The 12,786-nt window shown below is 65.2% G+C and carries 14 protein-coding genes; 5 read left to right on the top strand and 9 right to left on the bottom strand.

Going from position 1 to position 12,786, the window contains the following annotated elements; translation table 11 throughout:
* Positions 1 to 150 precede the first annotated feature (150 nt).
* Positions 151 to 1,902, top strand: coding sequence for a M61 family metallopeptidase (locus tag D1604_RS14830; protein ID WP_233552135.1), 1,752 nt, complete (start codon positions 151 to 153; stop codon positions 1,900 to 1,902).
* A gap of 209 nt (positions 1,903 to 2,111) precedes the next feature.
* Positions 2,112 to 4,121 (top strand): M61 family metallopeptidase, encoded by a 2,010-nt coding sequence (locus D1604_RS14825; protein WP_119413922.1) that lies wholly within the window; start codon positions 2,112 to 2,114, stop codon positions 4,119 to 4,121.
* A gap of 271 nt (positions 4,122 to 4,392) precedes the next feature.
* On the opposite strand, the gene rplL is transcribed toward D1604_RS14825, so the two are convergent.
* The 5 genes from rplL to D1604_RS14800 form a co-directional block, all read right to left on the bottom strand.
* A complete protein-coding gene (gene rplL, locus D1604_RS14820) occupies positions 4,393 to 4,773 on the bottom strand; it encodes a 50S ribosomal protein L7/L12 (protein WP_003168523.1) in 381 nt (126 codons plus the stop codon).
* A 55-nt stretch (positions 4,774 to 4,828) separates the two neighbouring features.
* Entirely contained in the window at positions 4,829 to 5,344 is a 516-nt protein-coding gene (rplJ, locus tag D1604_RS14815; protein ID WP_024355300.1) for a 50S ribosomal protein L10, read from the bottom strand.
* A gap of 341 nt (positions 5,345 to 5,685) precedes the next feature.
* The gene (locus D1604_RS14810; protein WP_119413921.1) at positions 5,686 to 6,135 is read right to left on the bottom strand and encodes an NUDIX hydrolase; all 450 of its coding nucleotides are present in this window, start codon (positions 6,133 to 6,135) and stop codon (positions 5,686 to 5,688) included.
* Positions 6,135 to 7,136: an inorganic phosphate transporter gene (locus D1604_RS14805; protein ID WP_119413920.1), complete on the bottom strand. Its 1,002-nt coding sequence runs from the start codon at positions 7,134 to 7,136 to the stop codon at positions 6,135 to 6,137. Before D1604_RS14805 ends, D1604_RS14810 begins: the two co-directional genes overlap by 1 nt.
* A gap of 7 nt (positions 7,137 to 7,143) precedes the next feature.
* Positions 7,144 to 7,842 carry a DUF47 domain-containing protein gene (locus D1604_RS14800; protein ID WP_306460741.1) on the bottom strand — a complete coding sequence of 233 codons (699 nt, stop codon included), beginning with the start codon at positions 7,840 to 7,842 and terminating at the stop codon, positions 7,144 to 7,146.
* Positions 7,843 to 8,017: 175 nt separating this feature from the next.
* On the opposite strand from D1604_RS14800, the gene D1604_RS14795 reads away from it, so the two are divergent.
* On the top strand, positions 8,018 to 9,178 hold the full coding sequence (locus D1604_RS14795; protein WP_233552133.1) for an aspartyl/asparaginyl beta-hydroxylase domain-containing protein: 1,161 nt from the start codon (positions 8,018 to 8,020) through the stop codon (positions 9,176 to 9,178).
* On the opposite strand, the gene D1604_RS14790 is transcribed toward D1604_RS14795, so the two are convergent.
* Positions 9,151 to 9,576 (bottom strand): winged helix-turn-helix transcriptional regulator, encoded by a 426-nt coding sequence (locus D1604_RS14790; RefSeq protein ID WP_233552131.1) that lies wholly within the window; start codon positions 9,574 to 9,576, stop codon positions 9,151 to 9,153. The two genes, D1604_RS14795 and D1604_RS14790, sit on opposite strands and share 28 nt — an antisense overlap.
* Before the next feature lie 55 nt (positions 9,577 to 9,631).
* Between D1604_RS14790 and D1604_RS14785 the strand changes: the two genes are divergently transcribed.
* Together D1604_RS14785 and D1604_RS14780 are read left to right on the top strand one after the other, a co-directional pair.
* Positions 9,632 to 10,243 carry an NAD(P)-dependent oxidoreductase gene (locus tag D1604_RS14785; protein WP_119413917.1) on the top strand — a complete coding sequence of 204 codons (612 nt, stop codon included), beginning with the start codon at positions 9,632 to 9,634 and terminating at the stop codon, positions 10,241 to 10,243.
* Positions 10,244 to 10,256: 13 nt separating this feature from the next.
* A complete protein-coding gene (locus tag D1604_RS14780; protein ID WP_119413916.1) occupies positions 10,257 to 10,769 on the top strand; it encodes a nuclear transport factor 2 family protein in 513 nt (170 codons plus the stop codon).
* Positions 10,770 to 10,888: 119 nt separating this feature from the next.
* Here the strand turns inward: D1604_RS14780 and rplA are convergent, their stop codons facing one another.
* From rplA to nusG, 3 genes are all read right to left on the bottom strand, one after another.
* Entirely contained in the window at positions 10,889 to 11,578 is a 690-nt protein-coding gene (rplA, locus tag D1604_RS14775) for a 50S ribosomal protein L1 (protein ID WP_119413915.1), read from the bottom strand.
* A gap of 3 nt (positions 11,579 to 11,581) precedes the next feature.
* Complete coding sequence (gene rplK, locus D1604_RS14770; protein WP_024355292.1) at positions 11,582 to 12,013, bottom strand: 50S ribosomal protein L11; 432 nt, start codon at positions 12,011 to 12,013, stop codon at positions 11,582 to 11,584.
* Positions 12,014 to 12,210: 197 nt separating this feature from the next.
* Complete coding sequence (gene nusG / locus D1604_RS14765) at positions 12,211 to 12,786, bottom strand: transcription termination/antitermination protein NusG (protein WP_003168512.1); 576 nt, start codon at positions 12,784 to 12,786, stop codon at positions 12,211 to 12,213.

Raw genomic sequence — 12,786 nt, 5'->3', positions numbered from 1 at the left:
CGACGGGCGCGCCCGTTCGTTCTGGCACAGGTCGGGACGCCCGCCCTGCCCGTAGCCCTGGCGCCGATCCCGACGGCCAGGGACGAAGCCTATCCCGGCGTTATCAAGCTGCATGTCGACGCCACCGACATCGACCGCCGCCTGATCCAGGTGCGTCAGACTATCCCCGTCAGCGGCCCCGGCCCTCTGATCCTCTTCTATCCCCAGTGGCTTCCCGGCCATCACGGTCCGGTCGGCCCAGTCGCCAACGTCGGCGGCCTGACCTTCACCGCCAACGGCCAGCGACTGGAATGGGTGCGCAACACCGTCCAGCCCTGGGCCTATCAGATCGAAGTTCCCGCCGGTGTGACCGAGGTCGAGGCCGCCTTCCAATGGCTGACGCCGATCGAGGGCGGCCAGGGCCGCGTCACCGTCACCCCCGAAATGGCCAACGTCCAGTGGGACAAGACCCTGCTCTATCCGGCGGGCTATTATTCGCGCCAGATCACCTTCCAGCCGACGCTGAAACTGCCGCAGGGCTGGAACTACGGCACGGGGCTGGACACCGTCAGCTTTGAGAACGGCGTGGCGACCTTCGCCCCCATCACGCTGGAGCATCTGGCCGATAGTCCCGTCTTCGCGGGCGCCCATTATCGCCAGTTCGACCTTGATCCAGGCGGCCGCTCGCCGGTGCGGCTGAACGTCATCGCTGACACCGCCAAGATGCTGGAAGCCTCGGACGAGCATATCCAATTGCACCGCAATCTGGTCCAGCAGGCCGACCGCCTGTTCGGCGCGCGCCACTATGACCACTACGACTTCCTGCTGGCCGTGACCGACAAGCTGGGCGGCATAGGGCTGGAGCATCACCGCTCGTCCGAGAACAGCGCCGATGTGAAGTATTTCACCGACCGCGAAGCGACCCTGGCCGACCGCGACCTGCTCGGCCACGAATACACCCACAGCTGGAACGGCAAATGGCGCCGCCCGGCGGATCAACTGACGCCCAATCTGAACGAGCCGCTGCAGAACTCCCTGATGTGGGTCTATGAGGGCCAGACGCAGTACTGGGGTCTGGTCCTGACCGCCCGCGCCGGGCTGATGAGCAAGCAGCAGGCGCTGGACGTGCTGGCCATGACCGCCGCCAGCTTCCAGAACATTCCAGGCCGCCAGTGGCGCGCCATGCAGGACACCACCAACGACCCCATCATCAGCCAGCGCCGCCCCCAGCCGTGGAGCTCCTATCAGCGCAGCGAGGACTATTACCGCGAGGGCTCGCTGATCTGGCTGGACGCCGACACCCTGATCCGCGAGCGGACGGGCGGCAAGCAGTCGCTGGACGACTTCGCCAAGGCCTTCTTCGGCGTCGAGGACGGGAACTGGGATCCAGCCCCCTACACCTTCGCTGACGTGACCTCGACCCTGAACGGAGTGGAGGCCAACGACTGGGCCGCCTTCCTGCGCGAGCGGCTGGACGCGGTCGGCCCCGGCTCGCGCGGTCCGCTGGACGGCATCGAGCGTGGCGGTTACCGCCTGGTCTTCAAGGAAGAGCCGTCCGGCTACATGGGCGCCCTGTATAAAGAGCTGGGCCGCAACGACTTCACCTATTCGCTCGGCTTCATGATGAACAAGTCGAACAAGATCACCTCCGTCCTGTGGGGCGGCCCCGCGTTCGAGCAAGGTCTGACCTCGGGCTGGGAAGTCGTCGCCGTCGGCGGCCGCGCGGCCTCGGCCGACGTGCTGAAGGAGGCCGTCACCGCCGCCAAGGGATCGGCCGAGCCGATCGAACTGATCCTCAAGAACGGCGACGTCTTCAAAACGGTGCGCTTCGACTACCATGACGGCCTGCGCTACCCGCACCTGGAGCGGATCGAGGGCGCGCCCGACCGATTGGGCGACATCCTGTCGCCTCGACCGCGGTAACAGCCAAGCGCCGCGCCTATCCCTCCCCTTCATGGGGAGGGTGGTCGGAGCGAAGCGAAGACCGGGTGGGGGCGGCGGGGCTATTCAAGCGCTGCGCCCTGATCGCCAAGCCGTCCCCACCCGACCTCGGCCTGACGGCCTCAGCCACCCTCCCCATGAAGGGGAGGGAGAAGGTCGCGCTACGGCGGAAACGCCGCTACAGCATCTGCATGACCCTGACACACCGCCTGCCCGCCGCCGCCCTCGCCCTGCTGCTGTCCTCCGCTGCGCCCGCCGCCCTGGCCCAGGACTGGACCGGCCCGCAGGCGCCGACCGCGCCGACGCCCCAGAACACGCCGCTGGCCCTACCCCGCGCCCTGCCGCCGATCCCGGCGCCGACGGCCGAGGCCTATCCCGGCGTCATCCGCTATGAGGTCGACGCCACCGACGTCGAGAAGAAGATCGTCCGCGTGCGCCAGACCATCCCGGTCGCGCCCGGCCCTCTGGTCCTGCTCTATCCGAAATTCCTGCCGGGCAACCACGCCCCGACCGGCCCGATCCAGCTGGTGTCGGGCGTGAAGGTCCAGGGCGGCGGCTCAGATGGCTCTGGGCGCATCGACTGGCTGCGCGACACCATCGACCCCTACGCTTTCCACATCGAGGTGCCTCAGGGCGTCAGCGAGATCACCGTCGAGTTCCAGTGGCTGACCCAGCCCGACAACTCGACCTGGCGCGTGGTCATGACCCCCGAGATGGTCAATCTGCAGTGGGAGAAGGCCCTGCTCTATCCGGCGGGCTATCGCTCGACGGGCATCACCTTCGCCCCGTCGATCCGCCTGCCGCAGGGCTGGAAGTACGGCGTGGCGCTGGATACCGAAAGCTTTGTCGACGGCCTGGCGACCTTTGCGCCGACCGACCTCTACACCCTGATCGACAGCCCCCTGTTCGGCGGCGCCCATTTCCAGCGCATCGCCATCGACCCGCGCCGGGGGAACGGCGAAGGCGCCGTCCACCTGAACATCATGGCCGATACGGCCAAGGATCTCGCCCCCACGGCCGAGCAACTGAGCTGGTTCGAAAATCTGGTCGCCCAGACCGACCGTCTGTTCGGCACCCGCCCCTATGACCGCTACGACTTCCTGCTGGCGGCGACGTCAAAGCTGGGCGGCATCGGCCTGGAGCATCACCGCTCGTCCGAGAATTCGGTCCCGGCCGACTTCTTCACCAACTGGGGCAAGAGTATGGGCGCCGTCGGCCTGCTGCCGCACGAGTTCACCCACGCCTGGAACGGCAAGCGCCAGCGCCCGGCCGACGAACTGACCGCCAACCACAACATTCCGACGCAGAACACCCTGCTGTGGGTCTATGAGGGGCAGACGGAATATTGGGGCGACGTGCTGACGGCGCGCTCAGGCCTGGCCTCCAAGGCCGACATCCTGACGAGCTTTGCCGAGGTGGCGGCCTTTTACGACAACCAGCCGGGCCGCGAATGGCGCCCGCTGCAGGACGTCAACAACCACAACCTGCTCGGCTACCGCACCGGCAATCCCTATTCCTCGTGGATGCGCGGCACCGGCGACTACTATCGCGAGGCCCTGCTGATCTGGCTGGACGCCGACACGCTCATTCGTGAAGCGACGGGCGGCAAGAAGTCGCTGGACGACTTCGCCAAGGACTTCTTCGGCGGCGACGACGGCTCATGGGCGCCGCGCGGCTATACGTTCGACGACGTTGTGACGGCGCTGAACGCGGTCCACCCGCACGATTGGGCGACGTTCCTGCGCACCCGTCTGGACGCCAGCGGGCCGGACGCCAAGGCGCCGCTCGACGGTCTGACGCGCGGCGGCTACCGCCTGACCTACACCGACAGCCTGACCGCCGATGAAAAGCGCGTCCAATCGGGCTGGGCCAATGACTTCCAGTATTCCCTGGGCTTCACCCTGTCGTCCTCGAACAAGCTGACCGGCGTCCGCTGGGGTGGCCGCGCGTTCGAGGCCGACATCGGGCCGGGCTGGGAACTGGTGGCCGTCAACGACCTCGCCGGCTCGGCCGAGAAACTGCGCGACGCCGTCACCGCCGCCAAGGGGACCGACGCCAAGATCCGTCTGCTGCTCAAGAACGGCGACCGCTATCGCACCGTCGACTTCGACTACCACGACGGCCTGCGCTACCCGCGCCTGGAGCGCATTCCCGGCACGCCGGATCGGCTGGGCGACATCCTCAGCCCGCGTCGGCGGTAGAAACCAAGGCGCGGCGCGCCTCTCCCTCCCCTTCATGGGGAGGGTGGTCGACGCGAAGCGGAGACCGGGTGGGGAGGACTTGGCGACCCTGATCTCAGCGTTTGATTTGCCTAGCCGCCCCCACCCGGCTTCGGCCTGACGGCCTCATCCACCCTCCCCATGAAGGGAGGGAGAAAATCGCGCTTCAAAAAGAAAACGGGCCGGAGGTTTCCCTCCGGCCCGTTTCGCTTTGAAAGCTGTCTCTGGCGAACCAGAGGCCAGATTCGAAATCTTACTTGATTTCGACCTTGGCGCCGGCTTCTTCCAGCTTCTTCTTCAGCTCTTCAGCGGCTTGCTTCGAGACGTTCTCGACGACCGGCTGCGGAGCGCCTTCGACCAGGTCCTTGGCTTCCTTCAGACCCAGGTCGGTGCGGACGCCGCGGACTTCCTTGATGACGTTGATCTTCTTGTCGCCGCCGTCAACCAGGACAACGGTGAACTCGGTTTGCTCTTCAGCAGCTTCAGCCGGAGCAGCGCCACCGGCGACAGCAGCGACGGCGACCGGAGCAGCAGCCGAGACGCCCCACTTGTCTTCCAGCAGCTTCGACAGTTCAGCGGCTTCCAGGACGGTCAGAGCCGACAGTTCTTCAACGATTTTGGCGAGATCAGCCATTTTAGTCTTCCTTCGGTAGGATGAGGTTCAGAGAGATTTGCAGAGATGACGGGGCTTAGGCGGCGTCTTTGGTCGCGTACGCGTTGAAGACGCGGGCCAGTTGGCCGGCAGGCGCCTGCAGGACGCCAGCAACCTTGGTCGCCGGAGCTTGCAGCAGGCCGATGAGCTTGCCGCGCAGTTGATCCAGCGACGGCAGCTTGGACAGGGCCTCGACGCCCTTGGCGTCCAGAACCTTGTCGCCCATGAAACCGCCAAGGATGTTGAACTTGTCGTTCCCCTTGGCGAATTCGGCCGTGACCTTGGCGGCGGTGACCGGGTCGGCTGCATAAGCGATGCCCACGGGACCCTTGAACAGGTCGTGGTACTCGCTGCCTTCCTCGACGCCCAGCGCCTTGAGCGCCAGACGGTTCTTCACCACCTTGAACGCGCCGCCTTCCTTACGAAGGCGACGACGCAGGTCTTCCATCTCCACAACGGTCAGACCCAGGTTGTGGGTCACGACCACGGCGCCCGCGTCGGCGAACACGCTCTTCAGCTGTTCGATCGACTCGGCTTTTTGTGCGCGGTCCATTGTGGTCTCCAGTTTTGGCATTCGCCGCCGGGCTTATTCCCGACGACGGATTTGGCTTAAGCGCCATGCATCGCTGCACAGCGTTCAGGCCGGTCGTATTGTCCGAAGGAAGCGCGGCCCGCCCGCCGGATACCGGCAGGACGAAAGCTCTTTGCATCCCCATCTCCCCACGGCGCCAGAGGGCTCTCTGGACGATTATGACGCGGGCGACCCCCGCATCCCGAAGTTCTCGGACAGGCATCATCAGAACCGAAGCCCTGACGAGATGCGGGCTCTATACACGGCCCGGCGGGAAAATCAACGGCTGGGCGGCGCCTTCCAGCGCCCGACACGAAAGCGGCCTATTCGGCCACGCCGCCGCCTGGCTGGAAGTGAAGGATCAGCTCCGACAGTTCCGCCTCGTCCACCGCCGCGGCGGCGTCTTCAGCCGACATCCAGCGGCGTTCGCGCTGGGCGTCCTCGGGCCAGGCGCCCAGCTGGATGAAGACCTCCAGCGGATAGACGCTGGCGATGGTGGCCTGAACCCGCCCCGACTTCAGCCGCTTGCCATAGCGGAACCAGCCGATGGGCGCGCCCATGACGTCGCCCTGAACACCCGCCTCCTCATAAGCCTCGATCACGGCCGCTTCGGCGTCGGTCTTGCCGGCCATGCGGTTGCCCTTGGGGATGACCCAGCGCCGCGTCTCGCGCGAGGTGATCATCATGATCTCGACGCCGTCCGCGCCGTGCCGCCAAGGCAAGGCCGCGACCTGGCGCGTCTCCGATGACAGGGTGCGGGGCTTGCTCGACATCAGGTCAGGAACAGGCCGCCCACGGCGTAGAACAGGGCGCCGATGGCGGCGGCGGCGGGCATGGTGATGAACCAGGCGGTGACGATGCTGCGCGCCACGCTCCAGCGCACGGCCGAGACACGCTTGGCCGCCCCCACGCCGACGATAGCGCCGGTGATGGTGTGGGTGGTTGATACGGGTATGCCCATGCTGGTCGCCGCGAACAGGGTGATCGCCCCGCCCGTCTCGGCGCAGAAGCCCTGCTGGGGGCTGAGCCGCGTGATCCGCGACCCCATGGTGTGAACGATCTTCCACCCGCCGAACAGGGTGCCCAGGGCGATGGCCGCCTGACAGGTGATGACCACCCAGAAGGGCACATGGAACTCGCCGCCCAGCATGCCGCGCGAATAGAGCAGGATGGCGATGATCCCCATCGTCTTCTGGGCGTCGTTGCCCCCGTGCCCCAGGGAATAGGCCGAGGCGGAGACGAACTGCAAACCACGGAAGACTCGGTCGGCGAAGTTCGGATTGGCCTTGGCGAACAGCCAGGACACGATCAGCACCAGCAGCAGCGCCAGCATGAAGCCGATCGCCGGAGACATGAAGATGGCCCCGACGGTCTTCAGCACGCCGCTGATGACCACGGCACCGCCGCCCGCCTTGGCGATGCCCGCTCCCAGCAAGCCGCCGATCAGGGCGTGCGAGCTGGACGACGGGATCCCGAACATCCAGGTGATGACGTTCCAGAGGATGGCCCCCATCAGGGCCCCGAAGATCACCTGATCCGAGATGATGTCGGGCGAAATGATGCCTCGCCCGATCGTGTCCGCAACGTGCAGCCCGAAGAACAGAAAGGCGATGAAGTTGAAGAAGGCCGCCCACCCCACCGCATAGATCGGCGGCAGGACGCGCGTGGCGACGATGGTGGCGATGGAGTTGGCCGCATCGTGCAGGCCGTTCAGAAAGTCGAACAGCAGGGCGACGCCGATCAGAAAGATCAGGATCAGGAGGGCGTGGTCCATGATGGTCCTACAGGTGCTCGACCAGCACGCCGTTGATGCGGTTTGCCACATCCTCGAACCGGTCGATCACCTTCTCCAGATGATCCAGCAGTTGGCTGCCGATGATGAAGCCCAGAGTGTTGCCGCCCGTCCCGTCATGGCGGTGCGCCTCATACAGCGCCTTCATTCCGGCGTCGTACAGATCGTCGCTGCGCGCCTCCAGATCGGTGATGCGCTCGGTCAGGACCACCAGACGTTCGTGGTTCTTGCGCATGGCCGGCAGCAGGGTGAAGGCTTCCTGCGTCAGGGCCGCGCACTGCACGGCGATGTCGGCCAGTTCCTGCATCTTGGGCGAGAAGGCGCGCATCTCGTACAGGGTGACCACCTTGGCCGCCTTCTGCATCTGGTCGATGGTGTCGTCCAGCGAGTTGGTCAGGCCCCGGATGTCGGCGCGGTCGAACGGGGTGATGAAGCTGCGGCGCACGGCGAACAGAACCTCGCGCGCGACCTCGTCGGCTTCCTCTTCATGGGCGACCACCTTGGCGCACCATTCGCCGGTCTCCGGCCCGCCGTCCATCATCTTGCGCAGCGCGCCCGCGCCGTGGACCAGGCTCAGAGCATGGGCGTCGAAAAGCCGAAAGAAGTTGTCTTCCTTAGGCAGCAGCGCCTGAAACCAGTTGAGCATGGTCGTCTCCCGCAAAGCCGCCTCCTGCGTGTGGAGGATCAAGCCGGGCTCCAACTCCCGGCTTACAGCCGCTTCGTCAAGTCATCCGTATGCGGATTTCAGGTTTTCTTCCCCGACTATTGACGCCTTCCATGTGGCGCCTCATGACCAAAAGTGTCATTTTTGTGGTCTAATAACGGCCGAAATCGTCATGTCATACCCTGCAGCGCAAGAACGTTTGCTGGTCGCCGCCGGCCAGGCCCTGGCGCGTCGCGACCCTCGCGCCGCCCTGGAACTGCTTGATCAGGCCGATCAATTCGGCCCGACGCACAATGCGACTCTGAATCGCGCCGTCGCCCTGCGTCTGCTGGGCGACTATCATGGTTCGTTGCGCGTACTGGATGACGCGCTGGAGATGCGCCCCTACGACTTCATGGCCCTGTTGGCGAAAGGGGCCATGCTGGAGAAGATCAACCAGCCCAAGGCGGCGATCGAGGTCTATCGCAATGCCCTGAAGATCGCGCCCCCGCGCGATTCCTGCCCGCCCGGCGTCATCGCCCAAATGGATTACGCTGACCGCCTGATCGAACAACACGCCAGAAGTCTGGCCGATTTCATGAAGGACCGCGTGGCGTCCCTAAAGTCCGAACTCAGTGACGCCAGCCGCGAGCGTTTCAATGAGGGGCTCGAAATTTACGCTGGATTGAAACAGCCGCCCCGACATCAGCCGCTGCTGCTCAACTATCCACGCCTGCCCATCATTCCCTTCTATGACCGTTCGCTGTTTCCCTGGTTGTCGACGCTGGAAGAGGCGACGCCTGTGATTCAGGCCGAGTTGACCGCCCTGCTTGAAACCGACTTTGACGCCTTCTCCCCCTACATCGCCTATCCGAAGGGAGCGCCGGTGAACCAATGGGGAGAGTTGAATCATTCGCGCAAATGGACCTCCCTCTTCCTGTGGAAGGACGGACGGCGCCAGGACGATATCTGCGCCCGCGCGCCTGCAACAGCCGCCCTTCTGGATAGCCTGCCCATGGCGGACCAGGAGGATTTCGCCCCTACGGCTGTATTCTCCGCCCTACAGCCCAGGACGCACATTCCACCGCACACGGGCTCGTCCAATGTGCGCCTGCTGACCCACCTGCCCCTGATCCTGCCGGGCCCCGCGCGCTTTCGCGTAGGCAATACAGTTCGCGAATGGGAGATGGGCACGGCATGGGTGTTCGACGACACCATCGAGCACGAAGCCTGGAATGACGCCGAATCCATGCGGGTCATCCTGATCTTTGACGTCTGGAACCCCTACCTCGACGAGGGCGAAAAGCGCCTGATCACCGAAATGATGAAGGCGCAGCGGGACTATATGTCAGATCAGGCTTCGCCCCGCCCCTTGTCATAGGCTGACCGAGCGACCGCCACCTGGTCCATTCGCGTCTCGGCCCAATCGATCATCGGGCGCAGAGACTGCACGAGTTCCCGCCCCAAAGGCGTGATGGCGTAGGTGACCGAGACAGGCACGCTGGCCTCCACCGTGCGGGTGACAAGGCCGTCGCGCTCAATCTGACGCAGGGTCTGGCTGAGCATCTTCTGGGACACGCCTTCTATCCGGCGCTTCAGCGCGTTGAAGCGCATCGGGCCGTCATCCAGCGTCGTCAACAACAGAACCGTCCATTTATCCGCGATCCGATCCAGCAGCAGGCGGGTCGGACAGTCGACGGCATAGACGTCGCCGCGACCATCCTCGCGCACGTCGGTCACCGCCGGGGAACCTGGTGAGGAAAAAGTGCCTTCTTGCATGGCCGCTTCCCCTATCACACCTGGTACCCATTGGTAACTTAAAGAGAGCAAGCCGATGAAAGTGACTGTTCTGGGGGCCAGCGGCCGCGCCGGTTCGGAGATCGTCAAGGAACTAGCCCGACGCGGCCATGCCGTGACCGCCGTCGCCCGACGGCCTGAACGCATTCTCGAGGCGGCTGGCGTCACCGCCGTCGCAGGAGACGTCAACCAGCCTCAGACCCTCGCCCCTGCCCTGAGCGGCGCCGACGCCGTCGTCAGCGCCATCATGTTCGTCGACAGCGATCCGCAGCGCCTGATCAAGGCGGTCAAGGACGCGGGCGTCCCGCGCTACCTGGTCGTAGGCGGCGCAGGCAGTCTGGAAGTCGCCCCCGGACAGGCCCTGATCAACACGCCCGGCTTTCCCGGCGCCTACAGGGCCGAGGCCGAGGCGGGCGGGCGCTTCCTCAAAACCCTGCGCGCCGAACCGGAACTGAACTGGACCTTCCTGTCGCCGTCGGCCCTGTTTGACGGGTCAGAGCGCACCGGGACCTTCCGACTGGGCGACAACACCCTGCTGACGGACGATCAGGGCGACAGCCGCATTTCCTTCCCCGACTACGCCATCGCCATGGTCGATGAGATCGAGACGCCCCGTTACCCCCGCGCCCGCTTCACCGTCGGCTACTGAGAAGGGCGCACAGATGAAATCGTTCGCGCTGGCCGCACTGGCCGCCCTCACCTTCAACGCCGCAGCCGCTCCGGCCAGCGCCGGTGAGGCGCCCTCTGCTTCGGCACAGACGTCCGCCGCGCGCACCCCGACTGAAGCCGAAAACGCCCGGATCGTCGTCGCCTTCTATGATCTGGCCTTCAACCAGCATCGCCCGACCGAGGCGGCGCGGCTCTACATCGGCGACCGTTACATCCAGCACAATCCCCTCGTGCCTAACGGCCCCGAGCCATTCTACGCCTACTTTGAAGGCTTCTTCCGCGACAACCCGCAATCGCGCGCCACCATCCACCGCGTGATCGCAGACGGCGATCTGGTCGCCCTGCATGTCCATTCGCAAGAGACGCCCGACGATCCCGGTCGCGCCATCGTCGACATCTTCCGCGTCGAGAACGGCAAGATCGTTGAGCATTTCGACGTCATACAGGCCGTCCCCGCCACAACCGCCAACGGCAACACCATGTTCAGCGGCGACAAGGCCGACTGACCGAGCCAGCGAATACACGCCTTAAGCAGCGCGAGGCGCGGTAGGCGTAATTAACAAAGAAAACGGCCCCGGAAGATCGCTCTTCCGGGGCCGTCGTCATTCTTAGCCGTGAAGCCGGATCAGGCGCCCAGCGAAGCCGGGTCGACCTTGAAGCCGGGCCCCATCGTCGAGGACAGGGCGATGCGCTTCACATAGGTGCCCTTGGCGCCCGACGGCTTGGCGCGGACGAGGGCGTCCACGATGGCCTTGACGTTGGCTTCCAGGGCGTCCTGGGTGAAGGAGGCCTTGCCGATGCCGGCGTGGACGATGCCCGCCTTTTCGACGCGGAACTCAACGGCGCCGCCCTTGGCGTCCTTGACGGCCTGAGCGACGTTCGGGGTCACGGTGCCGACCTTCGGGTTCGGCATCAGGCCGCGCGGACCGAGCACCTTACCCAGACGACCGACCAGGGCCATCATGTCCGGCGACGCGATCACGCGGTCGAACTCCATGAAGCCGCCGGCGATCTTCTCGTACAGGTCTTCAGCGCCGACGTGCTCGGCGCCGGCCGCCTTGGCTTCATCAGCCTTGGCGTCCTTGGCGAAGACGGCGACGCGGACGTCACGGCCGGTGCCCGAGGGCAGGTTCACCACGCCGCGGACCTGTTGGTCGGCGTGACGCGGGTCGACGCCCAGGTTGACCGAGATTTCGATCGACTCGTCGAACTTGGCCTTGGCGTTATCTTTCACCAGCTTGATGGCGTCCGAGAAGACCAGCAGGTCTTCGGTGACGCCCGTGCGGGCCTTATGGGCTTTGGTCAGCTTAGCCATGTCTTAGCCCTCCACCACTTGAATGCCGATGGCGCGGGCCGAGCCCTCGATGATGCGCGACGCGGCGTCCAGGTCGTTCGCGTTCAGGTCCTTCATCTTCTTCTCGGCGATCTCGCGCAGTTGCGTCTGCGTGATCTTGCCGGCGAACTCGCGGCCGACGAGCTTGGAGCCCGACTTGATGCCAGCGGCCTGCTTCAGATACCAGGTCGCCGGCGGCGTCTTGGTGATGAAGGTGAACGACTTGTCCTGATAGACGGTGATGACGGTCGGAAGCGGGGTGCCCTTGGCTTCCTTCTCGGTCCGCGCGTTGAACTCCTTGCAGAAGCCCATGATGTTCACGCCGCGCTGACCCAGAGCCGGGCCGATCGGGGGCGAAGGCGTGGCCGAGGCGGCCGGCACTTGCAGCTTGATATAGCCGAGAATCTTCTTGGCCATTGGTCTCTCCTATGAATGACCCGATGACGATGCGTCGGGCCGGTGAGCCGTGGTCCGGCATGGCTGCCTCCCACGGATTTGCCGCCGGGCGACTCGAGGGTCGTCCAGCGAAGGCGCGCGTTTAGCAGGCAGACCCTGAAAACGCAAACGGGACCGCCCGGAGACGGTCCCGATCTCTGCGTGGCGTCAGCGGCCGATCAGGCGCTGACCTTCTCCACCTGATTGTATTCCAGATCGACCGGGGTCGGGCGGCCGAAGATGGAGACGGCCACGCGCAGGCGGGCGTTCTCTTCGTCGACGCTTTCGACCTGACCGTCGAAGCTGGCGAACGGACCGTCGGTGACCTTGACGTTCTCGCCGATGTCGAAGCGGATGGTGGGCTTCGGACGCTCGACGCCCTCTTCCACCTGGCCGATGATGTTCTGGACTTCGCGTTCCGAGACCGGCAGCGGCTTGGTGCCGCCCGCGGCGCCCAGGAAGCCCGTGACCTTCGGCGTGTTCTTGACCAGGTGATAGGCCTCGTCGGTCATCTCCATCTTCACCAGCACATAGCCGGGGAAGAATTTGCGCTCGGCGTTGACCTTCTTGCCGCGACGGATCTCAACGACATCCTCGGTCGGGACCAGGATTTCAGAGAAGGCGTCTTCCAGGCCCTGCTGTTTGGCCTGATCGCGCAGTTGTTCCGCGACCTTCTTCTCGAAGTTGGAATAGGCGTGGACGATGTACCACTTGTGGCGGGGATTGGCCGCCGGCTTGGGCGCTGCATCGGTCAT

Source organism: Brevundimonas sp. LPMIX5 (assembly GCF_003576505.1).
GTDB lineage: Bacteria > Pseudomonadota > Alphaproteobacteria > Caulobacterales > Caulobacteraceae > Brevundimonas > Brevundimonas naejangsanensis.
The sequence above is the reverse complement of the archived record's forward strand: the minus strand, read 5'-3'. Positions and strand labels throughout refer to the sequence as shown.